Source organism: Streptomyces sp. NPDC008079 (genome assembly GCF_042957385.1).
GTDB lineage: Bacteria > Actinomycetota > Actinomycetes > Streptomycetales > Streptomycetaceae > Actinacidiphila.
Map to the genome: position 1 here is coordinate 249,238 of NZ_JBIBIC010000003.1, position 26,194 is coordinate 275,431.

General features: G+C 69.1%; 23 protein-coding genes, 1 tRNA gene and 1 pseudogene. 22 read left to right on the forward strand and 3 right to left on the reverse strand.

Going from position 1 to position 26,194, the window contains the following annotated elements; all coding sequences use genetic code 11:
• Positions 1-130: 130 nt before the first annotated feature.
• Entirely contained in the window at positions 131-460 is a 330-nt protein-coding gene (locus tag ACFZAM_RS10440) for a hypothetical protein (RefSeq protein ID WP_391044551.1), read from the forward strand.
• Between the two features lie 250 nt (positions 461-710).
• Here the strand turns inward: ACFZAM_RS10440 and ACFZAM_RS10445 are convergent, their stop codons facing one another.
• Positions 711-2,267, reverse strand: coding sequence for a hypothetical protein (locus tag ACFZAM_RS10445; RefSeq protein ID WP_391044553.1), 1,557 nt, complete (start codon positions 2,265-2,267; stop codon positions 711-713).
• 628 nt (positions 2,268-2,895) lie between these two features.
• Complete coding sequence (locus ACFZAM_RS10450) at positions 2,896-3,636, reverse strand: GntR family transcriptional regulator (protein ID WP_391044555.1); 741 nt, start codon at positions 3,634-3,636, stop codon at positions 2,896-2,898.
• 205 nt (positions 3,637-3,841) lie between these two features.
• Here ACFZAM_RS10450 and ACFZAM_RS10455 point away from each other — a divergent pair.
• The 9 genes and pseudogenes from ACFZAM_RS10455 to ACFZAM_RS10495 all read left to right on the forward strand — a co-directional run bounded on the left by ACFZAM_RS10455 (position 3,842) and on the right by ACFZAM_RS10495 (position 10,038).
• Positions 3,842-4,198 (forward strand): annotated as a pseudogene (locus ACFZAM_RS10455) (hypothetical protein).
• Positions 4,195-5,580 (forward strand): FtsK/SpoIIIE domain-containing protein, encoded by a 1,386-nt coding sequence (locus tag ACFZAM_RS10460; protein WP_391044557.1) that lies wholly within the window; start codon positions 4,195-4,197, stop codon positions 5,578-5,580. The pseudogene ACFZAM_RS10455 and the gene ACFZAM_RS10460 overlap by 4 nt, the downstream one beginning before the upstream one ends.
• Before the next feature lie 13 nt (positions 5,581-5,593).
• A complete protein-coding gene (locus ACFZAM_RS10465; RefSeq protein ID WP_391044559.1) occupies positions 5,594-5,788 on the forward strand; it encodes a hypothetical protein in 195 nt (64 codons plus the stop codon).
• Between the two features lie 158 nt (positions 5,789-5,946).
• Positions 5,947-6,195 carry a hypothetical protein gene (locus tag ACFZAM_RS10470; RefSeq protein ID WP_391044561.1) on the forward strand — a complete coding sequence of 83 codons (249 nt, stop codon included), beginning with the start codon at positions 5,947-5,949 and terminating at the stop codon, positions 6,193-6,195.
• Positions 6,192-7,547, forward strand: a complete 1,356-nt coding sequence (locus ACFZAM_RS10475) for a replication initiator (protein WP_391044562.1) — start codon at positions 6,192-6,194, stop codon at positions 7,545-7,547. Before ACFZAM_RS10470 ends, ACFZAM_RS10475 begins: the two co-directional genes overlap by 4 nt.
• The gene (locus ACFZAM_RS10480; RefSeq protein ID WP_391044563.1) at positions 7,537-7,737 is read left to right on the forward strand and encodes a helix-turn-helix domain-containing protein; all 201 of its coding nucleotides are present in this window, start codon (positions 7,537-7,539) and stop codon (positions 7,735-7,737) included. Before ACFZAM_RS10475 ends, ACFZAM_RS10480 begins: the two co-directional genes overlap by 11 nt.
• On the forward strand, positions 7,734-9,107 hold the full coding sequence (locus ACFZAM_RS10485) for a tyrosine-type recombinase/integrase (protein WP_391044565.1): 1,374 nt from the start codon (positions 7,734-7,736) through the stop codon (positions 9,105-9,107). Before ACFZAM_RS10480 ends, ACFZAM_RS10485 begins: the two co-directional genes overlap by 4 nt.
• 160 nt (positions 9,108-9,267) lie before the next feature.
• Positions 9,268-9,738 carry a hypothetical protein gene (locus ACFZAM_RS10490; RefSeq protein ID WP_391044567.1) on the forward strand — a complete coding sequence of 157 codons (471 nt, stop codon included), beginning with the start codon at positions 9,268-9,270 and terminating at the stop codon, positions 9,736-9,738.
• Entirely contained in the window at positions 9,739-10,038 is a 300-nt protein-coding gene (locus ACFZAM_RS10495; protein WP_391044569.1) for a hypothetical protein, read from the forward strand.
• Positions 10,039-10,201: 163 nt separating this feature from the next.
• On the opposite strand, the gene ACFZAM_RS10500 is transcribed toward ACFZAM_RS10495, so the two are convergent.
• A tRNA-Arg gene (locus ACFZAM_RS10500) sits at positions 10,202-10,273 on the reverse strand.
• Positions 10,274-10,432: 159 nt separating this feature from the next.
• Here ACFZAM_RS10500 and ACFZAM_RS10505 point away from each other — a divergent pair.
• From ACFZAM_RS10505 to prmC, 12 genes are all read left to right on the forward strand, one after another.
• Positions 10,433-10,855, forward strand: a complete 423-nt coding sequence (locus tag ACFZAM_RS10505; protein WP_391044572.1) for a response regulator — start codon at positions 10,433-10,435, stop codon at positions 10,853-10,855.
• Positions 10,856-11,158: 303 nt separating this feature from the next.
• Complete coding sequence (nrtL, locus tag ACFZAM_RS10510) at positions 11,159-12,145, forward strand: ArgS-related anticodon-binding protein NrtL (RefSeq protein ID WP_391044575.1); 987 nt, start codon at positions 11,159-11,161, stop codon at positions 12,143-12,145.
• 100 nt (positions 12,146-12,245) lie between these two features.
• Positions 12,246-13,637: a diaminopimelate decarboxylase gene (lysA, locus tag ACFZAM_RS10515; protein ID WP_355344221.1), complete on the forward strand. Its 1,392-nt coding sequence runs from the start codon at positions 12,246-12,248 to the stop codon at positions 13,635-13,637.
• Positions 13,638-13,949: 312 nt separating this feature from the next.
• On the forward strand, positions 13,950-15,242 hold the full coding sequence (locus ACFZAM_RS10520) for a homoserine dehydrogenase (RefSeq protein ID WP_355344218.1): 1,293 nt from the start codon (positions 13,950-13,952) through the stop codon (positions 15,240-15,242).
• Positions 15,243-15,292: 50 nt separating this feature from the next.
• Positions 15,293-16,357 (forward strand): threonine synthase, encoded by a 1,065-nt coding sequence (thrC, locus tag ACFZAM_RS10525; RefSeq protein WP_391044820.1) that lies wholly within the window; start codon positions 15,293-15,295, stop codon positions 16,355-16,357.
• A gap of 530 nt (positions 16,358-16,887) precedes the next feature.
• A complete protein-coding gene (gene thrB, locus ACFZAM_RS10530; protein ID WP_355344212.1) occupies positions 16,888-17,811 on the forward strand; it encodes a homoserine kinase in 924 nt (307 codons plus the stop codon).
• 341 nt (positions 17,812-18,152) lie between these two features.
• Positions 18,153-20,219: a transcription termination factor Rho gene (gene rho / locus ACFZAM_RS10535; RefSeq protein ID WP_355344209.1), complete on the forward strand. Its 2,067-nt coding sequence runs from the start codon at positions 18,153-18,155 to the stop codon at positions 20,217-20,219.
• A 310-nt stretch (positions 20,220-20,529) separates the two neighbouring features.
• Entirely contained in the window at positions 20,530-22,299 is a 1,770-nt protein-coding gene (locus ACFZAM_RS10540) for a trypsin-like serine protease (RefSeq protein ID WP_355344206.1), read from the forward strand.
• Positions 22,300-22,529: 230 nt separating this feature from the next.
• Positions 22,530-23,702, forward strand: a complete 1,173-nt coding sequence (locus tag ACFZAM_RS10545; protein ID WP_391044579.1) for an LCP family protein — start codon at positions 22,530-22,532, stop codon at positions 23,700-23,702.
• Positions 23,703-23,905: 203 nt separating this feature from the next.
• Entirely contained in the window at positions 23,906-24,130 is a 225-nt protein-coding gene (gene rpmE / locus ACFZAM_RS10550; protein ID WP_188281959.1) for a 50S ribosomal protein L31, read from the forward strand.
• 112 nt (positions 24,131-24,242) lie between these two features.
• A complete protein-coding gene (gene prfA, locus ACFZAM_RS10555) occupies positions 24,243-25,322 on the forward strand; it encodes a peptide chain release factor 1 (RefSeq protein WP_355344200.1) in 1,080 nt (359 codons plus the stop codon).
• A 14-nt stretch (positions 25,323-25,336) separates the two neighbouring features.
• The gene (gene prmC / locus ACFZAM_RS10560) at positions 25,337-26,182 is read left to right on the forward strand and encodes a peptide chain release factor N(5)-glutamine methyltransferase (RefSeq protein ID WP_188281957.1); all 846 of its coding nucleotides are present in this window, start codon (positions 25,337-25,339) and stop codon (positions 26,180-26,182) included.
• The last annotated feature ends 12 nt before the right edge of the window (positions 26,183-26,194 follow it).

The window sequence follows — 26,194 nt, forward strand, 5'->3', positions numbered from 1 at the left end:
CACCCACTATGTGACACCCGTACGTCCAACCACGACGCTCCCGAGCCGAGCGGAGCGCCCCCACCGGCCCCGGCCCCATCGCGGCAGCAGAAAGTTCCTCCACAGTCACGGACGGTGGCACGATGCGGTCATGAAGAAGGTGACCGAGGTGCTCGCCGAGTGGACTCCCCCGCCTCGCCCCACGTATGACCCTGGCCTGTATCCCCACCAGTACGCCCTCGACTTCCTCACCGGGCCTGGCGGTTCCGTGATCCCAGAGGAGATCCGGCTCCGGATCAACCACGAGATCATGGCCAAGCCGAACAGCAGGGGGCAGGAGCGGAAGAGGAAGCACCCCACCGGCTATATGGCGCGCCTGATGTTGAACGCGTGGCTGAAGGAGACTGGCGAAGACGAGGACTCCACGTACACCGCACTGGCAGACAAGTACTTGGAGGTTTGCGGTATCCGGCGGCCGTAGAACCAAGTCACGGTATCGCATCTGCTGTCGACCCGTGCTTCGGGCACGGCCCCAGTGCCCAGCCAGAGTCCGCCAGAGGACGAACGCCCCCTGTGCCCCCCTTAGGTCCATGGCGCTCTCGAACATCAGGTTTTCCGCACCTCGGAAGAACCGCGGGTCACAAACAGTCATGCAATCGTCCGCACTGACACTGTCCGATCCCTCGCACGGCGCTAGCCGAAACGCAGCGACGGCGGTCCATGCGAGGGCGTCACGAGCCGATGTTCGGCTTCCAGTCGGCTACCTTGCACTCCAGCACCTCTATGAGGACAAAATGTCGCCCGAGCGAGAGGGTTTTGGCTCCAACTCGGTAGTGCTTATTCAACTCAGGGACAATGGGATTTTCAAGGATCGCTATAAGGTCAGACAGCGAGGCTGTCTGACCGAGTCGTGAGACGTATCGAAATGACGTCGCGAACATGTCGGATTCCGGAAGCGGTTGAGAAGTAAGCTGCTGCGGCGCGCCAATTCCCCACGACCAATCTATGTCATTGAAATCAGGCCACCCATCGGGAAATTTTACGTGCGCGACACCAGCCCTAAGCAACCCCCTAACCCTTCCTAGCTGCACACTGGCGCGAATAATCAATTCATCCGTCTTCGAATTTTCCCGAAGCGTGACAGCGTCAATAGGCCACTTAACTTCTAGAACAAGCCCCTTGCGTGAACTCGGGTCTACCGCAACGACGTCAAGATCTCCCGCAATGCGTCTACCCGGATCCCGCACTCCCACGCTCTCGGCAATCATTGCACCTGGAATATCAGTGAGCCAACGACCCCACGCCACGGCACGCTCACCCAATCGTTGACCTATTGGACCGTAGCGTGCACGGTCGGCCGCAGCAGTGCGAAGGACGATTGCATCAATAGCCCGAGGGAACATCACAAGCGGAAGAATCGTAATGAGGCCGCTATTAGGGATAAGAAGAGAGGTTCGCATTGATTTCCCTGGCCCGGCCATCAAACGGCGTATAGCCTGCAAAACCACTTCCTGAGAAAGGTCGTCACAGAGCCGACCCACAGACTCAACGATAGCTTCTTCTGTGGCATGCTGGAGCGTCGTGCCTCGAACGCGACCCTTTGAATGGGCCATCTCACCAAGCTCTGCAACGGCCATAAGTGCTGCTAGTACATTTGCCATGACACCGACTGTTAGACCATCGCCAAGGTCGATGGAATCCGACAGCGGAGACTCTTGGGATGCATCACGCCACGCCTGAACTGAGCGACGGGTTCGCTCAAAGGTGGCACGGATAACATCACCCGGAGGGTCAAACGGATTCAGTCCGGCACGCGATTGCCCAGAAGCCCATTCCATTTCCTTTTCTGTGGGGCCTTCCAAACCGACGGGTGCAGCCTGCCGCTCAAGATACAAATCGGCAACTTCAAGACCCATGTCCCATTTATATGTGACCCTGAAGTTATTTCCTGTCTTTCTCACACGGTAAGCTCCGATTTGCAGAGCGGCAGAGAGTGACTCGAATCGCATTGCCTGCATCGCAGCGAATACGGCATCGTGTACACCCTCCTCAGTGCACGGCTCATCACCGAAGGGGTGTCTGAAATGCCACGACAGGAGGTAATCGAGGAGAACCTCCCAAGAGAACTCTGGAAAATCTACCCCACGCTCTGCTACTGCAATTTTCCCACCAAGAACCGCAGACATGAGCGCATGAAGCCGCTCTTCCCCGGCGGACCAAATCGGCAATTGGTCAACGTGATTGCGCCAGTCCGATACGAGTTCTATTAGTTCCTGCTCCGGCGTCATAAAGAATCTCCATACTCCGACATCCGCTCACCGACGCAGAAATCTCCTCCCTCAAACACGCATGAATGACGCATCGCGAAAAAGCCGATAACCGCATTCTGTATCAAGGATCCTCAGGTATGAAGTATAGAACAGCTCCAGCTGCGCGACGGCGGTAATACGGTAATCGGTGAGGTCTGCCGAGCAGCACAACACCCCACCTCTCCCATCCCGTCTGCCGTCGGCCCGCACTTCTGTGGAGCGGGCGTGGTTCAGGGCGTCAAGGTGGAGCGCCCCGCTGGACGAACGACCTTGACGCCCTGAGCCGCGACTGCTCGGCTTGCCCGGGGCGATGGCAGGTGGGATGAGAGCCCCCACCCCACCCCGACGAACCTGCGGACGCCAGCGGGTGAGGGCATATCTCGGAGCCGGAGCGCCCCCGCCGGAGGCATCGTCTTGACCTCGGCTGTACGGGATCACCTCATGCCGCCGGCCAATCCATCGCGGGCGCGCGCGGCGCGGCCGGGCCGGAGCGGGGCGGAGACAGGAGCGGCGGCGCGGCCGGACGCCGGACGCGCGCCCGGCGGAGCGGTAGCGGAGCCGGGTGCCTTGAAGACGTAGAGAAAGTTTGAGCCAGGGAGCTGGTGGGTCAGAGGGGGTAGGCGAGTTCTAGGTCGTCGCCAGGGAGCTGGAACTCCTCCAGGGCAAGGGGCTTGTCGTCCTGGTTGAGGGTCACGCGGAGGATGGTCAGGACGGGGACGCCTTCGGGGAGGCGGAGGGCTTGGGCCTGGTCCGGGAGGGGCATCCGGGGGCGCAGATATTCGGTGAAGTGGAGTTCGTGGCCCAGGTCGGCTAGCGCTGTGTAGAGGTCCGGCGCCGGCGGGGGCGGCTCTTCCTCGTATTTGGTGCCGACCATGACGGAGAACGGCACGTAGGTACGGTGGAGTTGGCGGAAGCGGCCCGGCTCTGCCGTCTGCAACGCGTCGTACGTGAACAGCGGCTCACCTGGCGGGATGCGTAGGAGATCGGCCAGGGCGAGCGGGGCGTCCGTGCGGGTGGCGACCGGTTCCTCGGCGTTGAGCCAGTGGATGCCGTCTGCCTCGGCGTAGGTGCCGTCTTTCGTTCGGCGTACGCCGCGGGGGCGACTGTGGCTGGGGCGGCTGTGCGGCGAGCGGGCGAACGTACCGCGGCCCATGATGGCCTCGACCAGTCCTGACGCGCGCAACTCGGTGAGGCCCTGTCGTACGGTCGGGCGCGTCACACCGAACTGCTTCGCCAGCGCCTCTTCGGAGGGAAGGGGCTGGCCGGCGGGGTACGTCCCATCCAGAATGCCGCGGCGCAGGTAGTCCGCGATCTGGCGGTACTTCGGCTGCGTGTTCTCCGCTGGCATCGGGCCTCCGTTGCGTTCGGTCGTACTTGCTCGCGCGCAAGCAAGCAGAGCGCTTACTAGCTCGCGAGCAAGTAGCGTCCCGCATCTCGAACCGCTTGACAACCCGTACTACGGGTCGCACTCTGGACTCTCAACCCGTACTACGGGTTGTCAATCAGAGTCGGCGTACGCCGACTCACCCCTGATGGCAGAGGAGTTCAGAGAAGTGGTAAGCCTTCCGATCGACACCACCAAGTACACGGCGATCATCTGCGCGGTGCCTCCGGCACCGCGTGTCGCCAACCGGGAGACCGGGCAGCTCCGGGTCGACCGCGACACCGGCCGGACGGTCTTTCAGGTCGGCCTGTGCCTCATGTCCGCCGGGTCGGCGGACGTAGTGAACGTGAGCGTGGCGGGGGAGCCGAGCGGTGTGCAGCTCGGGATGCCGGTGCATGTGCGGGATCTCGTGGCCACGCCGTGAGAGAACGACGGTCGGCACGGAGTCGCCTTCCGGGCCGCGGAGATTCTGCCGTTCTCGGCCCCGTCGGCTCCTGCACCGACCGGCAAGGGGGCCGGCCAGTGACGAATCACGCGGCCTTATCCGCCGGGCACGCTGCCGCGACCCTCGTCTTCACGGGCCTCCTCGCGCTGGTGACCGGCCTCATCATCACCGGGCCCGCCCTGCGCCGCCGATACCCGGTGGCGTGGTGGCTCCTCGTCGGCTTCCCCGTCGCGTCGGTACGCGTCAGTCGTACATGGCGGCCCTTGATGGCCGGGTGCGGTTTGGCGGTGAGCCGTAAGGCTGCGCTGACCGTCGTGTCCGGTCTCGTAGGCAACGGCGCACCTCCGCCGCAACCGCGGGTTCCCCGGCGGGGGACCGTACGCCCCACGGCAGGCGGCTTCTGGTTCGTCGTACGCCTCCTTCCCGGCCAGATACCGCAGGACTTCGCCAAGGCGGCGCCGGCCTTCGCCGAGACCTGGCTCGTACACGCCGTACGCGTCACGCCGTGGAAGCCTGGCTTCGTACGGATCTCGGCCTCGGCTGCCGATCCGCTCAAGGAACCGCGCCTGCCCGCGGCCCGCAGTAGTGATCGTCTCCTGAGCGTTGCCGTTGGCGTGCTGGAAACCGGCGCCCGGTGGGTGATCGACCTCCGCCAGATACCCCATTGGCTCATCGTGGGAGCCACGCGCTCGGGCAAGTCGACCTTGATCAACGCGCTCGTGGCCGGGTTGGCACCGCAACCCGTCGCCCTTGTCGGGATCGACTGCAAGGGCGGCATGGAACTGTCGCTGTACGGTCCTCGGCTCTCCGCGCTGGCCACCAACCGCACGCAGGCGGTGACGCTGTTATCCGCTCTCGTCAGCCTCACGCAGGAGCGCATGGCGATCTGCCGGGCGGCGCACGTCCGGAACGTCTGGGGCCTGCCGGAAGACAAGCGGCCCGTCCCGGTCGTCGTCATCGTGCACGAGTTGGCGGAGCTTTTTCTCATCGCCAACCGGACCGAGAAGGACGAAGCGCACGCGGCCGGTACGGCGCTCATCCGGCTCGCCCAACTCGGCGCCGCGCTCGGGGTGTTCCTCATCGTGGCGGGTCAGAGAGTCGGGTCCGACCTCGGGCCGGGGGTGACTGCGCTGCGCGCCCAACTCGGCGGCCGGGTGTGCCATCGGGTCGCCGATCCGGGTACGGCGGAGATGGCGCAAGGTGACCTCAACCCCGATTCCCTCAAGGCCGCCCAAGCCATCCGTCCCGACCAGGCCGGCACCGCCGTACTGGCCTCCGGCGACGGTTGGGAACGCGCCCGCTCGCACCTGATTCCGGAGAAGGACGCGGAGTCAATGGCCGCCGCATACGCACCCTTGACGCCGTATCTCGCCGAACTGCACGACGCGGCAAGCGACTTCAGCTCGGCCAAGGGTGCCGCCGCGACCGCCGTCCTGGAACGCCTCGACCGCGACGACGCTTGAAAGGGGGAGAACGGTGCTGGTGTCCATGTCGGCCGTCGTACTGCTCGGCCTCCTCATCTGGTTCCTGCTGCGCATCCGCTACCTGCGGTTCCCAGACGTCCTGATCAGCGGGATCTTCGGCTTCCTGCTCGCCGCGACCGGTGCGGCCCCGCTCATCACCACCGCGCTGACCGGCCTGAGCACCTTCCTCGGCCAACTGCGCTTCTGACGAACCCCTCCCGCACGACGAAGGGGACAGCCATGCCCAGATCCAGGCCCCCGCGCCTACGCGCGAACGGCTCCTAGCGGGGCGCGAAGTCGCCAAACCCGACCCCGCCAGGAGCCCACTCCATCCGCCACATGAGCAGTGAAAGGAGCACTCACACTGTGTCCACCGCCAATCGCCCGCGCAAATCGCGCCCGCCCGAGTGCGAGTTGCGGGAGCCGGAACGACCGACGTGCGACGGCCGCGAACAGGTCGTCATGGTCGGCCTCGACAGCTTCGAACGCTGGCTGTGCCCGGCGCACGCCGCCGCACTCTGGTTGACCGACCCCACACTGAGGTTCAGCGCCAAGACCCGTCCGGAAGCCATCACGGCTGTCATGTGGCAGGCGTTCGGGGGCGGTCGTCGATGAACGCGACTCCGAATAGCGTGGCCTCCCTCATCGCCAGGGCGGCAGAGTCCGACTTCGCGGCCTGGCGCCGGAACATCCTCCGTCTCAACGGCTGCGCCAATCCGATTCACCTCGTCGGGCAGTCGGCGTTCATCGACCCCCGCACAGGCGAGGTGCTGTGGACGCACGACTCCCAGTCGTACGGCGGGCGCCTCCTGGTCGCGTGCGGCAATCGTCGGGCGAGCGTCTGCCCGGCCTGCGCGCGTACGTACCGGGCCGACACGTACCAACTGATCCGGGCCGGGCTCGTCGGCGGCAAGTCGACTCCTGTCGTCGTGGCGGGGCGCCCGCGGGTCTTCGTCACGCTGACGGCTCCCGGCTTCGGGCCGGTTCACACCCGACGCGAACGGAACGGCCGACAGCTTGCGTGTCGTCCGCGTCGGGCGGGGGAGCGGTGCCCGCACGGTGCTTTGGTCGGCTGTCACGTGCACCACGCGCCGGACGATCCCCGTCTCGGCGAGCCGCTGTGCCCTCGGTGCTACGACTACGCGGGGGCTGTCCTCTGGCAGGTCCACGCGGGTGCTCTCTGGCACCGCTTCGCCCTTGAACTGCGCCGCGAGCTTGCCCGTCGAGCCGACCTGTCACGCGCGGAGTTGGGGGAGTCGGTCCGGCTCTCGTACGCCAAGGTCGCGGAGTACCAGCGGCGGGGCCTGATCCACTTCCATGCCGTGGTGCGACTGGACGGTCCGGGCGGGCCGGGGATCGCGCCGCCCGGTTGGGCGACCACCACTCTGCTGACCGACGCGATTCACGCCGCTGCGGCTCTCGTACGCCTGGCGGCACCGGGTGCGCGTGTCATTGGCCCGCGGCTCCTCCGATTCGGTGCCCAGGTCGACGTACGGATCATCGCCGAATTCGCCATGGGAGATCTGACCTCGGGAGCCGTGGCGGGATACATCGCCAAGTACGCCACCAAGGGGGTCGAGGCCGCCGGCGCTGTCGACGGCCGTATCCATCGGGCGCGGGATCTGGTGCTGTTACCGGTACGGCCGCACGTGCTGCGCATGATCGCCACGTGCTGGTGGCTGGGCGGCCTGCCCGACTTCGAACCGCTCGGGCTGCGGCGCTGGGCCCACATGCTCGGCTATGGCGGACACTTCTCCACGAAGTCGCGGCTGTACTCCACCACTCTCACGGCTCTGCGGCAGGAGCGCGCCGACCACCGTGCGGCGGAGCAACGGGACGCCCTCGGGCTAGGCGAACGCCCGGTCGTGATGGCGGGGGAGTGGCGCTACGCCGGGCGCGGTTATTCGCCTGCGGCTGCCCTCATCGCGGCTTCGGTGCGGGAGGGCGGTGAACATCATGGCGCGTGAGCGCGTGACCGGGCTGCTGACCGTGCGTGAGGTCCTGGACGAGCTTGGCGGGATCTCCCGGCGCACCTTCTACCGCTGGCGCGAGCTGGGCATCGCTCCGGCGTGCATCCGGCTGCCGAACGGTGAGTTGCGGGTTCGGCGGTCCACGCTGAGCGCGTGGCTGGACGAGCGGGCGGAGGGGACGGCGTGAAGTCATACAAGGTCTCCGTCTGGAAGATCAGCGTCAACCGGTCGGCGAAGAAGCCGACACATCTGGTGCGCTGGTCAGTGGAGAAGGAGCCGTTCCACGAGGTCTTCAAGACGAAGGCGCTCGCGGACCGCTTCCGGGCGAAGCTGCTCGGCGCGGTGGAGAAAGGCGAGCCGTTCGACTCGGTGAACGGTCTGCCGGACTTGATGCGGGGCGGCAGGGCGTCGCTGTCGATCCTCGACCTGGCGGTGAGATACCTCGATCACCGCTGGGGAGAAGCGTCGGCGAAGCATCGGGACAGCATGACCGATGCGCTGGCCCTGATGGTGCCGGTGCTCGTCAAACCTCTGCGGGGGCAGCCCTCGAACGAGACGCTGAGGCGGGCGCTCAGGTCGTACGCCCTTCCTCCGCCACGTCGGGAACGGGATCGGCTGGAGGAAGTAGCGGCGGCCGTGAAGTGGCTGGAGCGTGCGTCGCTGCCGGTCGGTGAGTTGAACGAGTTGGCTCGCGTTCACGAACTGGTCGATGCTCTCGGGCGCAAGCTGGACGGTAAGCCTGCGGCGACGCAGACCTACCGGCGGCGGCGTGCTGTCGTCTTCAACGCGCTGGAGTACGCGGTCGAACTGGACCTCTTGTCGGCCAATCCGTTGACGCGGGTGCGACGGAAGCGAGGCAAGCGGGCCTTGCAGGAAGTCGACCGGCGCGTGGTGGTCAATCCGCGGCAGGCACGGGAGCTGCTGACCGCTGTCACGTACGTCGGCCGCTTCGACCGGGCCAGCGGTCGCCGGTTGCAAGCCTTCTTCGGCTGCCTCTACTACGCAGCACTGCGGCCGGCGGAGGGACTGGGACTTCGGCTGTCCGACTGCACCTTGCCGGAGACGGGATGGGGACGCATCGAGGTTGCCGAGACGCGGCCCTCCGCCGGGAGGGCATGGACGGACTCCGGTGAGGCTCACGACCGGCGCGGGCTCAAGCAGCGGGAAAAGAATGAGGTCCGGGTCGTGCCGATCCCGCCTCCGCTGGTTCGGATGATCCTCGACCACGTGAAGGTGTTCGGCACGGCGGATGATGGGCGCCTGTTCCAGAGCGAGTACGGCAACGTCGTTGCCGCCTCCTCGTACTCCCGTGTCTGGAAGCAGGCCCGAGAGCTGGGGCTCCTGCCCGCTCAGGTGGCCTCGGTGATGGCGGCCCGGCCGTACGACCTCCGCCACGCGGGCGTCTCCCAGTGGCTCAACTCCGGAGTGCCAGCACCCGAGGTCGCCGCTCGTGCGGGCCACTCAGTGGACGTGTTGCTCAAGATCTACGCGAAGTGCATCGATGGCCAAGAGGAGGAGATGAACGACCGGATCATGAGGGGTCTATCGGAGAGCTAGGAGGGACGCCCTAACGAACCAGGCTGCCCCCGTGTGCGGTGAGATCTTAACAACTAGCGCCGCACACGGGGGCAGCCTCTGAGCTTGTGCCGGGGTTGGATCGTCCACGCAAGGGAAATTCGCCAGCCGGTGGTCGGCGAGACGAGTATTGTCATCCGGCATGACGGACGCTGACGCGACAAACATCCCCACGGGTGATCAGCCGGCCCATGTGCCACACATCGGGCCGTCGTTTCTGGAACGACAGCGGGAACTTCAAGCGAGCCTGGGCTACCACGGTATGGCTCTCAAGGACCGCATCAAGCGCATTGGCTACGTCTTCCAGGGCAACGTGACCGACTACAAGGCTCTTGTTGCAAGTCTCCAGGATCCCGGGGTATCCCTGCCGATCATGGACATGCGCTACCCGGAAGCACACGATCAACTGCTGTCCGAAGCAGAGCGTCTACTACACAACGTACTAACAGCTATGAGTACGCGGGTAGACCAGCAACGAGCCTTTATGAGGAGGTACTTGGCGGAGGATACTGTGCTTACGGGGGAGTATCGGGACAGAATTGGTTCTTCCTTCTCCAGGGATCCGGGTGCAAACTTCCTGAAAGGCTTGCGCAACTACATAGCGCATCATTAGTTGCCGGTTGCGCAGTCGCAACAGGTGTTCGGAAGTGAGTCCTTCTCGATCACATTCATTCTGCCGGGCGAACCGCTCCTCAGGTGGGATAGGTGGGCCAGTGATACTCGGGAATGGATTACTGGCTTCGGCGGCGCGGTTCCCATTGTCGATGTCGTTGACTCCTATGCGCGAACCGCTGGTGCAGTTGACGAGTGGCTGTATGGGCGGATTGGGACGAAATACGCCGATGAGATCGCGGACTTCCTCCGCGAGCGAGAGGCGCTCGATCGTGACGTGTCTGGTGTGTTCGACGCGTAGGAGTGGGTGCTCGGAGCGACAGGACGCCCCGAAAGATCATTACGTCGTCATTACGTGATCACTGGCAAGCACTTGCCCCGAGCCGCATCCGGCCGCACATACACAAAGACCCCGCATCCAGCCTTGAGGCTGGTAGCGGGGTCTTTAGGCACCTACTAGGAAGTGCCCCCGGCAGGATTCGAACCTGCGCACACGGCTCCGGAGGCCGTTGCTCTATCCCCTGAGCTACGGGGGCGACGGGAAGAACATTAGCAGGTTGGGGGAGGTGGGCCGGACAGGGTTTGGGTGGGGGAGGGGAGGTGGGGGGTGCTGGGGGGAGGGGGGTTCACCCGTGGCGGGGAAGAAATGGGCAAAACGCGGACGCATCGAGAGGGGCACGCCTACTCTTCGAGGTGTGGCGGGTGCGTCCGGCCGGGTGCTTGTTGTGGATGACAACAAGGTGATCCGGCAACTGATCAGGGTCAACCTGGAGCTGGAGGGCTTCGAGGTCGTGACCGCGGCTGATGGTGCCGAGTGCCTGGAGATCGTGCACAGTGTGCGGCCGGATGTGGTGACGCTGGATGTGGTCATGCCGCGGCTGGACGGGGTACGGACGGCGGCGCGGCTGCGGGCGGACCCGGATCCGGAGACGCGGCGCGTGGGCATCGTCATGGTGAGCGCCGGGTCCCTGCCGGAGGGGACGGGCGGGGTGGACGCCTATGTCGCGAAGCCCTTCGAGCCCGCCGACCTCGTGGAGACCGTACGTGGGCTGGTCCGGCGCGGCCCCGTGCCGCCCGAGCCCCGCGGGCAGACGGCTTCCGCCCCCGGTTCCGCGTAAGCCCGGTGCCTGGACAGGGCTGGGGGACCGTACCCGAGCCCGTTCGGCTGGGGCCCGTTCGGCAGGGGCCCGTTCCGTTGGCCGAGAATGCCGCGCCCGCCCCGCCCTCGTAACGCCGCTGCGGGCGGTGGCGCCTGCCCCCGCGTAGAGCTAGCGCCGCACCCCGCACCGGCCCGTGCGGCCCCCGCCCCGCCCCCCCCGCGTCGAAAGACGCCCCCCCGCCCCCCCGCAAAGCCGCGGCCGCGACCCCCCTGGGAAAACCCGGTCGCCCCGAGGCCCACCCCCTCGCCTAGGCTTTGCCGCGTGACCCCCGCTGAGCTGTCCCGCACCGTGCTGAGTACGGTGCGCCGTGCCGTCGCGGCGGGGGAGCTGGGGGTGGAGGTGCCGGAGCGAGTCGTGGTGCAGCGACCGCCGCGGCCAGGATGCGGGGACTACGCGACGAACGTGGCGTTGCAGCTCGCGGGAGCCGCGGGGCGCCCGCCGCGACAGGTCGCGGAGATCCTCAGCAGGCGGCTCAGCGCCGAGCCCGGCATCGCGCTGGTCGAGATCGCGGGCCCCGGCTTCCTCAACATCACCCTCAACGCGTGGGCGTACGCGGACGTCGTCCGGCAGGTGCGCGCCCAGGGCCCGGAGTACGGGACCGGGGACGGCCTGGCCGGTGAGGCCGGCGGCGTGGCCGCGGACGAAGGGGCCGTACGGGCCCAGGCCGTTGCCGAGGCCGTGAACCGGCTGCTGCGCGCCGCGGGCGCCGCACCCGGAGCCGCCGAGGAACGCGTGACGGCGGCCGAACCCCAGGACGACCCCGTCGCCCGCCTCGGCCCCGACGCCGCCGGCTGGTCGCTGCTCCGGCCGCCCGCCGAGGACCCGCCCCGTACGGACGACACGTTCCTCGCGCAGCGCGAGAGCAACCCGCTCTTCCGTATCCGCTACGCCCACGCCCGCACCCGCGCGCTGCTCCGTAACGCCCATGACCTGGGCGTGGAGATCGAGAGCACGGTGGACGACCCGTACCACCACCCCGCGGAGACCGAACTGCTCGGCCTGATCGCCGACTTCCCCCGCGTCATCGAGACCGCCGCACGGCGCCGCGCGCCCGACCGGCTCGCCCGCCATCTGGAACGGCTGTCCGACGCCTTCCTCCGCTTCCACGACGAGTGCCCCGCGCTGCCGAAGGGCGACGAGAAACCCTCGGCCGTCCACGCCGCCCGGATCCGGCTCGCCGACGCCACCGGCATCGTGCTCGCCAACGGCCTCCACCTCCTCGGCATCAGCGCTCCCGACCGCGTCTGAGGGCCGGAAGCCCGGCGAACGACAGCGGGCCGACGACGAGGCCGGTCCACAACCCAGCACCCCATAAAACAACCCCCGATCTGCGAAGAAAGACGACACCGTGAGCCGTTCCGCACACCCCGCCGGGCCCCGCCACGCCGATGTGCTGCCCGAGGGCCACTACGCCGCCCCGCCCGCCGACCTCAACACCCTCGACACCCGCGTCTGGTCCCGCACCGTCACCCGTAACGCCGACGGCGCCGCCGAAGTCGGCGGCCTGGACGTGCGCGCGCTCGCCGAGGAATACGGCACGCCCGCGTACATCCTCGACGAGGCGGACTTCAGGGCCCGCTGCCGCGCGTGGCGGGCGGCCTTCGGGCACGACGCGGACGTCTTCTACGCGGGCAAGGCGTTCCTGTCCCGCGCGGTCGTGAAGTGGCTGCACGAGGAGGGGCTGAATCTGGACGTCTGCTCCGGTACGGAGCTGGCGGTGGCGCTGGAGGCGGGGATGCCCGCCGAGCGGATCGCGCTGCACGGCAACAACAAGTCCACCGCGGAGATCGAGCGCGCGGTGGAGACCGGCGTCGGCCGGATCGTGCTGGACTCGTTCCAGGAGATCGCCAGGGTCGCCGCGGAGGCGGACCGGCAGGGCAAGCGGCAGCGCGTGCAGATCCGGGTGACGGTCGGCGTCGAGGCGCACACCCACGAGTTCATCGCGACCGCGCACGAGGACCAGAAGTTCGGTCTCGCGCTGGCGGGCGGGCAGGCCGCGGAGGCGGTCCGCCGGGTGCTGAAGCTGGAGAGCCTCGAACTGGTCGGCATCCACAGCCACATCGGCTCGCAGATCTTCGACATGGCCGGCTTCGAGGTGGCCGCCCGCCGTGTCGTGTCGCTGCTGGCGGAGGTACGCGACGAGCACGGCGTCGAGCTGCCCGAGATCGACCTCGGCGGCGGCCTCGGCATCGCGTACACCACCGACGACGACCCGCGCGAGCCGCAGGAGATCGCCAAGGCGCTCGGCGAGATCGTCACCCGCGAGTGCGAGGCGGCCCGGCTCGCGGTGCCCCGGCTTTCGGTCGAGCCGGGCCGCGCGATCGTCGGACCGACCGCCTTCACGCTGTACGAGGTCGGCACGATCAAGCCGCTGGACGGCCTGCGCACGTACGTCAGCGTCGACGGCGGCATGTCGGACAACATCCGCACCGCGCTTTACGACGCCGAGTACAGCGTCTCGCTGGTGTCCCGTACGAGTGACGCCGAGCCGATGCTCAGCCGGGTCGTCGGCAAGCACTGCGAGAGCGGCGACATCGTCGTCAAGGACGCCTTCCTCCCCGCCGACCTCGCGCCCGGCGACCTGCTCGCCGTACCGGCCACCGGCGCGTACTGCCGGGCCATGGCCAGCAACTACAACCACGCGCTGCGGCCCCCGGTGGTCGCGGTCACCGACGGCCGGGCGCGGGTGATCGTCCGCCGCGAGACGGAGGACGACCTGCTGCGGCTGGACGTCGGCTGACCCCGAAGCCGCCGAAGAGCCGCCGAAATGCCGCCAGACGCCGCCGGGACGCCGGCAGCGCGAAGCGCCCGCGATGGTGAAGAATTCACCGTCCCCGCAAGCACGTTGAGGCGATTCGGCAGTACGAGGGCCCGCTGACGCGTAATCTCACGGGCCGAACGCGCTCGGTGACGTGAAATATCGCCGGGTGAACGGCCGGTCTCACTCACCGGACAGGGCGTGGCATCTCCCGTCCGGTGAGTGAGACTGGTTCCCATCCAAGAGCTGTACGGACCCCGGGTCCGCACGGAGCTGTACGAGAGACGAGGTCGGATGATGCGTACGCGTCCGCTGAAGGTGGCGCTGCTGGGCTGTGGAGTGGTCGGCTCAGAGGTCACGCGCATCCTCACGACGCAGGGCGCCGACCTCGCCGCGCGGATCGGTGCCCCCATCGAACTGGCCGGGATCGCGGTACGCCGCCCCAACCGGGTCCGCGAGGGCGTCCCCGCCGAACTCCTCACCACGGACGCGACCGCCCTGGTCAAACGGGGCGACATCGACGTCGTCGTCGAGGTCATCGGCGGCATCGAGCCGGTCCGCACGCTGATCACCACCGCCTTCGAGCACGGCGCGTCCGTGGTCTCCGCGAACAAGGCGCTGCTCGCCGCCGACGGCGCGAAGCTGCACGCCAAGGCCGCCGAGCACGGTGTCGACCTGTACTACGAGGCCGCCGTCGCCGGGGCGATCCCGCTGATCAGGCCGTTGCGCGAGTCGCTCGCGGGCGACAAGGTCAACAGGGTGCTGGGCATCGTCAACGGCACGACGAACTTCATCCTCGACAAGATGGACTCCACCGGCGCCGGGTACAGCGAGGCGCTGGACGAGGCGACCGCGCTCGGATACGCCGAGGCCGACCCGACCGCCGACGTCGAGGGCTTCGACGCCGCCGCGAAGGCCGCGATCCTCGCCGGAATCGCCTTCCACACCCGCGTGACCATCGACGACGTGCACCGCGAGGGCCTCACCGAGGTCACCGCCGCCGACATCGCGTCCGCGCGGAAGATGGGCTGCACGGTGAAGATGCTCGCCATCTGCGAGCGCCGCCCCGACGGGCGCTCGGTGACCGCGCGCGTCCACCCCGCGATGATCCCGCTCAGCCACCCGCTGGCCTCGGTGCGCGAGGCGTACAACGCGGTCTTCGTCGAGGCGGAGGCGGCCGGGCGGCTGATGTTCTACGGTCCTGGTGCGGGCGGTGCACCCACCGCCTCCGCCGTCCTCGGCGACCTGGTGGCCGCCTGCCGCAACAAGCTGGCCGAGACCACCGGCGCCGGCGAGTCCGCGTACACGCAACTGCCGGTGAGCCCGATGGGCGATGTGGTCACCCGCTACCACATCAGCCTCGACGTGGCGGACAAACCGGGCGTCCTGGCTCAGGTCGCGACGGTCTTCGCCGAGCACGACGTGTCCATCGACACGGTGCGGCAGCAGGGTAAGGACGGCGAGGCCTCCCTCGTCGTCGTCACTCACCGCGCGCTCGACTCCGCCCTCTCGGCGACGGTCGCCAGCCTGCGGAAACTCGACACCGTACGCGGCGTCGCCAGCATCATGCGCGTGGAAGGGGAGTAGGGCCCGCTATGAACAGCACCATGAACAACGGAACCGTCGACCGGCCCCGAATGTCGGGCACCCACCAGTGGCGCGGCATCATCGAGGAGTACCGGGACCGGCTGCCGGTCGCCCCGGGCGCCCCGGTGGTCACGCTGCTGGAGGGTGGCACCCCGCTGGTCCCCGCCCAGCTCCTGTCCGAGCTGACCGGCTGTGACGTCTTCCTGAAGGTCGAGGGCGCCAACCCCACCGGCTCCTTCAAGGACCGGGGCATGACCATGGCCATCTCCAAGGCCAAGGAAGAGGGCGCGCAGGCCGTCATCTGCGCCTCGACCGGCAACACCTCGGCGTCGGCCGCCGCCTACGCGGTGCGCGCGGGCATGGTCTGCGCGGTGCTGGTGCCGCAGGGCAAGATCGCGCTCGGCAAGATGGGCCAGGCGCTGGTGCACGGCAGCCGCATCCTCCAGGTCGACGGCAACTTCGACGACTGCCTCGACCTGGCGCGCGGGCTGAGCGAGAAGTACCCGGTGGCGCTGGTCAATTCGGTCAACCCGGCCCGTATCGAGGGGCAGAAGACCGCCGCCTTCGAGATCGTCGACGCGCTCGGTGTCGCCCCCGACATCCACCTCCTCCCGGTCGGCAACGCGGGCAACATCACCGCGTACTGGAAGGGGTACAGCGAATACGCGGCGGACGGTGTGTCCGCCTCGCGGCCGCGGATGTGGGGCTTCCAGGCGCACGGCGCCGCGCCGATCGTCAACGGCGCGCCGGTACGTCAGCCGCAGACGATCGCCACCGCGATCCGGATCGGCAACCCCGCGTCCTGGCAGCAGGCCGAGCAGGCCCGCGACGAGTCCGGCGGCCTCATCGAGGCCGTGACCGACCGTCAGATCCTGGCCGCCTACCGGCTGCTGGCCGCGAAGGAGGGCGTCTTCGTCGAGCCCGCCTCCGCCGCCTCGGTCGCCGGGCTGCTCAAGGCCCGCGAGGAGGGCAAGGTGGATCCCGGTCAGCGGATCGTCTGCACGGTCACCGGGAACGGGCTCAAGGACCCCGGGTGGGCCGTGGAGGGTGCTCCGCAGCCGGTGATCGTGCCGGTCGATGCCGATGCTGCTGCGCAGCGGCTCGGGCTGGTCTGAGCCGGGCCGTTCCCGGGCGGTGAGCCGATCTTTTCCGGGGCGCCGGTGCGCGGTGTCGCGCTGACGCGGGGCCAGGTTTTCAGGGGCGCTGGGGGTACCTCCCGGCCGAAGGCTGGGGGAGGAACTGCGCGCTCAGCCACCGACGGTGGCGCGGCCTAACAACCGGCCCCAGCGGGGCAGTTGCGGCTGTTTCCGGGCTGACAGCCCGGTGGGGGCTTGTCGCGCAGTTCCTCGCGCCCCTGAAAAGATCGGCTCGCCGTTCTCGGCGGTGCGGCGGCTCTGAAAAGATCGGCTCGCCGTCATGGGGAAGCGTGCCGCAGGCACGGGGCGCACAGGGGAGGGGCGACACGCATCACGCGCTCTTCGTGCGCCCTATGTCGCAGGAGAACCTTCCTTCGATAGGCTTACCTCAGCGGCACCGCAGTGTGCCCGACTCCGGCAGTTGCCAATGGGCAGTGCCTCCCCCGCCCCGCCGCCCGGCGATGACGCCGCGCCCGCAGGGCGAACCGCACGAGGAGATTCGTCGAACGATGGCCGGTCCCGCGTTCCGCGCCGCCGCAGTACGAGTGCGCGTCCCCGCGACCAGCGCCAATCTGGGCCCCGGTTTCGACGCCTTCGGCCTGGCGCTCGGCCTGTACGACGACGTCGTGGTCCGCGTCGCCGACTCCGGCCTGCACGTGGACATCGCGGGCGAGGGCGCCGACACCCTGGCCAGGGACGAGAAGCACCTGGTCGTACGGTCGTTGCGGACCGCCTTCGACCTGCTGGGCGGTCAGCCGCGCGGCCTCGAGGTGGTGTGCGCCAACCGCATTCCGCACGGCCGCGGCCTCGGTTCGTCCTCCGCCGCCATCTGCGCGGGCATCATCGCCGCCCGCGCGGTGACGATAGGCGGCCCCGCCGTACTCGACGACATCGCACTGCTGGAGCTGGCCACCGAGATCGAGGGCCACCCCGACAACGTCGCCGCCTGCCTGATGGGCGGCTTCACCCTGGCGTGGACCGAGGGCGGCGCGGCCCGCGCGATCCGGCTGGACCCGGCGCGCTCGCTGGTCCCCGTGGTGTTCGTGCCCGCCACCCCCCTGCTCACCGAGACCGCCCGCGGGCTGCTGCCGCGTACCGTCCCGCATGTGGACGCCGCGGCCAACGCGGGCCGGGCCGCGCTGCTGGTGGAGGCGCTCACCCGGCGCCCCGAGCTGCTGCTGCCCGCCACCGAGGACCGCCTGCACCAGGACTACCGCGGGCCCGCCATGCCCGAGAGCCTGGCGCTGGTGAACCGGCTGCGCGCCGACGGCGTACCGGCCGTGATCTCCGGTGCGGGACCCACGGTGCTGGCGCTCACCGAGGAGGGCGCCGCCGACAAGGTCACCCGGCTCGCCGGCGAGGGCTGGGCGGCCAACCGTCTGGCGCTCGACACGGCCGGAGCCAGTGTCCTGCCGCTCGCAGGGGGGCAGTGACACGATTGCCGGTCGTAGAGAGGGGGAATGTTTGTTGGATCCGGTAGTGTTAACCTCAAGCCTGCATTCGACGCCCAATGGGCGCGATGCACTGTGTCCCTTCCGTGGGACCGCTTATCTTCCGGGAGCCTCCCACACCGCATAGGCAGCAGTCCTGCGCAGTGTCGAGCACGCTCCGGAGTCGGCACCAGAACCCTTGTCGTGCCGAGCCCCGAATGTATTTCTGCCGCCGTCAGGCGGACCACCGCCCCGGCTCTGAGCAGCGGAAACGCCCAGATCCGGACAGCACGACCGGTCGCCGAGCCAGACAGGCCGACGTCCGCTCCAGGGAAGGACCCTTCGTGAGCGACACCACCGATCTGATGGGCGTGCGCGCAGAGAACTCTGTCGCCGCGTCCGATGCCGACGCGCCTGCTACCGGTGCTGCCACGGCCAGTGCCTCACGGCGACGCCGGTCCGGGACCGGTCTTGACGGCATGGTCCTGGCCGAGTTGCAGCAGCTCGCCTCCGGTCTCGGGATCAAGGGCACCGCGCGGATGCGCAAGAGCCAGTTGATCGAGACCATCAAGGAGAAGCAGGCGGGCGGCGGCGCCGCGACGGCCCAGGCCGCCGCGCCCGCGGCAGAGGCCCCCGCGGCCGAGAAGCCCAAGCGCCGCGCGACGTCGCGGGCCCGGCTGGCCGAGGCGCCCGCCGAGGCGGACGGTGCGGCCAAGGCCGCCCCCGCCAAGGCCGCCGCCACCGCGCCCGCGGAGCCCCAGCAGATCGAGATTCCCGGCCAGCCCGCCGGTGAGCAGGCCAAGTCGGCCGCGAAGGCCGAGCGCGCCGCCGAGGCCGCCGCCGACACCGCGGAGGGCAAGACCGACAGCCGTACCGAGGCCAAGGACGCCAAGGGCGACGGCAAGCAGCAGCAGAACGGCGGCGGCGCCGCCGGGTCCGGCGACGAGCGCCAGGACCGGCAGCGCGGCCAGCGCGGCGACCGCCGTGAGCGGCAGCGCGACCGCCGCGGGCGCGGCGAGGACGGCGCCGAGGGCGGCAACCGCGATGGCGGCAACCGGCAGAACCGCGACCGCGGCGACCGGGGCAACCAGCAGCAGGGCGGCGGCCAGGGCGGCCAGAACCAGCAGCAGGGCGGCCAGGGCGGCGGCGGCAACGCGCAGGACGACGACGAGTTCGGCGACGGTCGCGGCCGTCGGCGCGGGCGCTACCGCGACCGCCGCGGGCGGGGCAACCGCCGCGACGAGTTCGGCGGCGGCGAGGTCCAGGTCTCCGACGACGACGTGCTGATCCCCGTCGCGGGCATCCTGGACATCCTCGACAACTACGCCTTCATCCGGACCTCCGGCTACCTGCCGGGTCCCAATGACGTGTACGTCTCGCTCGCCCAGGTCCGCAAGAACGGCCTGCGCAAGGGCGACCACGTCACCGGCGCCGTACGGCAGCCCAAGGACGGCGAGCGCCGCGAGAAGTTCAACGCGCTGGTCCGGCTGGACTCCGCGAACGGGATGGGCGCCGACTCCGGCCGCGGCCGTCCGGAGTTCAACAAGCTCACGCCGCTGTACCCGCAGGACCGGCTCCGTCTGGAGACCGACCCGGGCGTGCTGACCACCCGGATCATCGACCTCGTGTCGCCGATCGGCAAGGGCCAGCGCGGTCTGATCGTGGCCCCGCCGAAGACCGGTAAGACCATGATCATGCAGGCCATCGCCAACGCGATCACCACGAACAACCCCGAGTGCCACCTGATGGTCGTCCTGGTCGACGAGCGTCCCGAAGAGGTCACCGACATGCAGCGGTCGGTGAAGGGCGAGGTCATCTCCTCGACCTTCGACCGCCCCGCCGAGGACCACACCACGGTCGCCGAGCTGGCCATCGAGCGGGCCAAGCGGCTCGTGGAGCTGGGTCACGACGTGGTCGTGCTGCTCGACTCCATCACCCGTCTGGGCCGCGCGTACAACCTGGCGGCGCCCGCTTCCGGCCGCATCCTGTCCGGTGGTGTCGACTCGACCGCGCTCTACCCGCCGAAGCGGTTCTTCGGCGCGGCGCGCAACATCGAGGACGGCGGCTCGCTGACCATCCTGGCCACCGCGCTGGTCGAGACCGGCTCGCGGATGGACGAGGTGATCTTCGAGGAGTTCAAGGGCACCGGCAACATGGAGCTCAAGCTCGACCGCAAGCTCGCGGACAAGCGGATCTTCCCCGCGGTGGACGTCGACCCGTCCGGTACCCGTAAGGAAGAGATCCTGCTGGACCGGGACGAGTTGGCGATCGTCTGGAAGCTCCGCCGCGTTCTGCACGCGCTCGACTCCCAGCAGGCGATCGAGCTGCTGCTGGACAAGATGAAGCAGACGAAGTCCAACGCGGAGTTCCTGATGCAGATCGCGAAGACGACGCCGGGCAACAACGACTGACCTTCCGGTCAGGACAGACGAGAAACAGCTCGGCCCGCCGGTTTCCCGGCGGGCCGAGCTGTTTCTTTGCTCAAACATGTGTTCCCGGCTACCGGTGAGGGTGGTCCGGGCCAAGCTGGCAGTCATATGATCTGCCAGTCGCAGGTGGGGGGAACCATCTTCGGACGTCCGACCCGGCCGCAGGGCTGTGCTTCAGCCTGCCCGCGCCCCTTTTCGCCGACGTCCGGTCAGCTACTCGCTCCTGTGCACATCTCCCGTGCGGCCACCGCCCGTTGGCGGCCGTCGCGCATTTCTACGACAGGAGTTCTGAGTGTTCTCTGCCCATGAGGGCCGGGGGCGCTGGCGGCGCAGCCGTACAGCGGTCCTCGCAGCCACGGTCGCCGCGGGCGCCGTGAGTCTGTTCCTGGCGACGCCGGCCCAGGCCGGCGACCCGCAGCCGCCCGTTCTCCACCCGGCCGGGCACCCCAGTGCGCCGTCCCAGGCGGAACTGCGCGCCCGCGTCGCGGGCGCGGTGGCGGCGGACGACGGCCCGTCCCGCACCAAGCTCTCCGCCGGCCCGCACACGGTCGACCCGAAGATCATCGGCGGCACCACCACGACGATCTCCAGCGCGCCGTGGATGGTCCAGCTCTGGTACTTCGACGACAAGGGCACCGACTCGACGAAGGACGACGACAGCTTCTTCTGCGGCGGCACCGTGGTGTCCCCGTCGAAGATCCTGACCGCCGCCCACTGCGTCGCGGGCCTCAACTGGAATCTGCACGGTGTCGTCATCGGCGGCACCGACCAGCTCCCCACCGACAGCGCCGACGGCACCACCACGGATCTGCACGGCGGTACCGCCACCGGCGTGTGGCGGCAGTGGAGCAACCCGACGTACGACAACCCCGAGTACGACAACGACGTGGCCGTACTGACGCTCGACGTCCCCACGACGGCCAAGCCGCTGCCGATCACCACGGCGACCGACAGCGCCTCGTACGTCACCGGCACCCAGGGAACCGTCTACGGCTGGGGGCGCACCAGCTCCGGCAGCCCGGACCCCTCGCAGACGCTGCGGAAGGCGACCCTGCCGGTCGCCGCGAACACCGCGTGCACAACGGTGTACGGGTCGAGATTCGTCGCGGGCCACATGGTCTGCGCGGGAGCGCCCGCTTCCGGCGCGGACGCCGGGACCACCGCGACCTGCAACGGTGACTCGGGCGGTCCGCTCGTGGTCGCCGGGAAGCTGGTCGGCGTCGTCTCGTGGGGCACCAAGGACTGTGTCGCGCAGGGCACGTACAGCGTCTTCAGCCGGGTCAGCGCCTACGTCGGCGCCGTCAACCCCCGGATCGACGACGCGAATCTCAGCCTGGACGACAAGGCCGACCTGGTCGCCGTGACACCGGCCGGATCGGCGTACGAGTACGTGTCGACCGGCGGCGCCTTCGCCCCGAAGGCGTCGATGGGCGACTTCAGCGGACTGAACCTGGTCCGTCAGAGCGACCTGGACCGGAACGACTACCAGGACCTGGTCGTCCGCACCACGGACGGCCGGCTGTTCTGGCTGGACGGATACAGCGGTAACAATGTGCTGATCGGTCCGGGCTGGAACGTCATGAAGTCGATCATCACGCCGGGTGACGTCAACGGCGACGGTCTGCCGGACGTGGTCGCCACCGACACCAGCGGGAACTCGTGGCTCTACCCCGGCAACGGCAAGGGCGCCCTCGGCGCCCGCGCCAAGATCGGCGGCGGCTGGGACATCTTCAACGGCCAGATCTACGGCAAGGGCGATCTGACCGGCGACGGCCGTCCCGACATCATCGCGCGGGACAGCGCGGGCGCCCTGTGGCTCTACAAGGGCACGGGCCTCGCGTCCGGGCCCTGGGCGGCCCGTACGAAGATCGGGACCGGCTGGAACGCGTACAACGCCTTCGCGGCCGTCGGTGACATCACCGGCGACGGCAAGGCCGACCTGGTCGCCCGGGACGCCTCGGGCACGCTGTGGCTGTACAAGGGCACGGGCTCCGCGTCCGGCCCCTACGCGGCCAAGGTCAAGATCGGGACCGGCTGGAATGCGTACAACCTGTTCGGCTGAGTTTCACGCAGGGTGATCAAAAGAGCGCCCGCGTACCCCCTGACCTGGGGGTACGCGGGCGCTCGCACGTCTTCTCCCGGTCTCCCCGGATGCCGGGAAGGGGAACCTCGGCGGAGGATGGAGCGTCTGACACTTCGGGACGAATGCCCGCGAAGCCCACGAAGACCGTGACGCCGGCGAAGCCCACGAAGACCGTGCACGCCCACGACGCCCAGGAAACGGAGGGAGCCATGTCCGAGGACCAGCTGCCGACCGGGGCCACTGCCGTCAGCGACGGCAAGGGCAGCAGGCGGCACCAGCGCACCCGGCGCCGCCGGGTGCTGCGCGTGGTCGCCTGGGGCACCGCGGGCCTGGTGCTGCTCGGCGGCGCGGGCGCGGGCTATCTCTACTTCCGGCTCAACGGCAACATCAAGAGCGTCGACATCGACTCCGCGCTCGGCACCGACCGCCCCGCGGCCCTGGGCAACGGCGCGATGGACATCCTCGTGCTCGGCTCGGACTCCCGGTCCGGCGCCAACAGCGAGTACGGCCACGCGGGCGGCGGCGCCCGCTCGGACACCGCGATGATCGTGCACCTGAACAAGGGCCACAAGGCCGCCAGCGTGGTCAGCATCCCGCGCGACACCCTCGTCCCCCGGCCCGTGTGCGCCAAGCCCGGCGGGGGCACCGCACCGGCCGTGCGGAGCGTCATGTTCAACAGCGCCTACGAGGTCGGCGGCCCGGCCTGCGCGGTCAAGACCGTCGAGGCCATGACGGGCCTGCGGATGGACCACTACATCGAGGTCGACTTCACCGGCTTCAAGAACCTCATCAACGCGCTGGGCGGCGTCCCGCTCACCACCACCCAGGCCATACACGACACCAAGAGCCACCTGGACCTGGCCGCGGGCACCCACACCCTCAACGGCGAGCAGGCGCTCGGCCTGGTCCGCACCCGGCACGGCGTGGCCGACGGCAGCGACCTGGGCCGGATCCAGCTCCAGCAGGCGTTCATGAAGGCGCTGATGAACCGGGTGAGCGGGCTCGGCCTGCTGACCAGCCCCACCAAGCTGATCGACGTCGCCGACACCGCCACCAGCGCCATCACCACCGACTCCGACCTCGCCTCGGTCGGCTCCCTGATGGGCTTCGCGGAGAGCGTGCGCGGCCTGGACTCGACGAATGTCCACATGGTGACACTGCCGGTCCAGTACGCGGTCAGCGATCCCAACCGGGTGGAGCCGATGCCCGCGCAGGCCGCGATGGTGTGGGCCGCGCTGCGGGCCGACCGGCCGATCCCGGCCGCCGCCACCAAGGGCTCGGCCGCCGACGAGGTCAACGCCAAGAAGGTGGTCGGGGCCGGCGCCACCGCGGACCCGGGCACCTCGCCGAGCCCGGGCCTCAGCCCGAGCACCACGCCCTGACCTGGTCGGACCCGCCCCGGACCCGCTCCGGGGCCCGCGCCCCGGACCCGCTCCGACCTGCGCTTTCGGGCCGGGAATTATCCGGGCCCACCCCTCGTTTTGGGAGATACGGCCAGTCCTGGCAGACTGGACCGCTGGCTCCGGTTCACGTGCACGCAAACCCGCGGTACGACCCGGCGCCCTCCCGAACCTAGGAGCATCCCTTGAAGCAAGGCATCCACCCCGAGTACTTCGAGACCCAGGTCACCTGCACCTGTGGCGCCTCGTTCACCACTCACAGCACCGAGAAGAGCGGCCAGATCCGCGCCGACGTGTGCTCCGAGTGCCACCCGTTCTACACGGGCAAGCAGAAGATCCTCGACACCGGCGGCCGTGTGGCCCGCTTCGAGGCCCGCTTCGGCAAGGCCGCCGGGTCCGCCAAGAAGTAGCGACCCGCAAGCGCCGGTTCCCGGTCGCCCAGTCATGGGTGACCGGACCGGCGCTTTGTCGTCCCGGGCCAGCCAGGCCAGGCAGCCACTTCATCCAGCTAGGGAACCGAAGATGTTCGAGGCGGTCGAGGAACTGATCGGCGAGCACGCCGACCTCGAAAAGCAGCTTGCCGACCCCGCGGTCCACGCGGACCAGGCCAACGCCCGCAAGCTGAACAAGCGTTACGCCGAGCTGACCCCCATCATCAGCACGTACCGCTCCTGGCGGCAGCTCGGCGACGACATCGGTACCGCCCGCGAACTCGGCGCCGACGACCCGGACTTCGCCGCCGAGGTGAAGGACCTGGAGAAGCAGCGCGACGAGGTGACCGAGCGGCTGCGGCTGCTGCTGGTGCCCCGCGACCCCAGCGACGACAAGGACGTCATCCTCGAGGTCAAGGCGGGGGAGGGCGGCGAGGAGTCCGCGCTGTTCGCCGGCGACCTGCTGCGGATGTACCTGCGCTACGCCGAGCGCGTCGGCTGGAAGACCGAGATCCTCGACGCCAACGAGTCCGACCTCGGCGGCTACAAGGACGTCCAGGTCGTGGTCAAGGCCAAGAGCAACCACGAGCCCGGCCAGGGCGTCTGGGCCCGTATGAAGTACGAGGGCGGCGTGCACCGCGTCCAGCGGGTGCCCGCCACCGAGTCGCAGGGCCGTATCCACACCTCCGCGGCCGGTGTGCTGGTCACCCCGGAGGCCGAGGAGGTCGAGGTCGAGATCGGCCCCAACGACCTGCGGATCGACGTCTACCGCTCGTCGGGCCCCGGCGGCCAGTCCGTCAACACCACCGACTCCGCGGTCCGCATCACACACCTCCCCAGCGGCCTGGTCGTCTCCTGCCAGAACGAGAAGAGCCAGCTCCAGAACAAGGAGTCGGCGATGCGCATCCTGCGCTCCCGGCTGCTGGCCGCCGCGCAGGAGGAGGCCGAGAAGGAAGCCTCCGACGCTCGCCGCAGCCAGGTCCGTACCGTCGACCGCTCCGAGCGCATCCGTACGTACAACTTCCCCGAGAACCGCATCTCGGACCACCGGGTCGGCTTCAAGGCGTACAACTTGGACCAGGTGCTCGACGGGGACCTGGACGCGATGATCCAGGCCTGCGTGGACGCCGATTCGGCGGCCAAACTGGCCGCCGCTGGCGACGGCAGCTAAGGGGGGAAGGCAGAGTGAACCTGCTGCTCGCCGAGGTGGCACAGGCCGCCCAGCGACTGGCCGACGCGGGCGTGCCGTCGCCACGCTTCGACGCCGAGGAACTCGCCGCGTACGTCCACGGGGTCAAGCGCGGCGAACTGCACGGCGTCGCCGACACCGAGTTCGACGCCCGGTACTGGGAGGCCGTGGCGCGCCGCGAGGCACGCGAACCGCTCCAGCACATCACCGGCCGGGCCTTCTTCCGCTACCTCGAACTCCAGGTGGGGCCAGGGGTGTTCGTGCCCCGCCCGGAGACCGAGTCGGTGGTCGGCTGGGCGATAGACGCCGTACGCGCCATGGACGTCGCGGAACCGCTGATCGTGGACCTGTGCACCGGCTCCGGCGCCATCGCGCTGGCGCTGGCCCAGGAGGTGCCGCGCTCGCGGGTGCACGCCGTGGAGCTGTCCGAGGACGCCCTGGAGTGGGCCCGCAAGAACGTCGAGGGCAGCAAGGTCGACCTGCGGCAGGGCAACGCGCTGACCGCGTTCCCCGAACTCAACGGCCACGTCGACCTGGTGATCTCCAACCCGCCCTACATCCCGCTCACCGAGTGGGAGTACGTGGCGCCCGAGGCCCGCGACCACGACCCCGAACTCGCCCTGTTCTCCGGCGAGGACGGCCTGGACACCATCCGCGGCATCGAGCGCACCGCGCACCGGCTGCTGCGGCCCGGCGGCGTCGTCGTCATCGAGCACGCCGACTCCCAGGGCGGCCAAGTGCCGTGGATCTTCAAGGAGGACGCGGGGTGGGCGGACGCGGCCGACCACCCCGATCTCAACAACCGCCCCCGTTTCACCACGGCCCGTAAGGCGACACCATGACGGGGACACAGC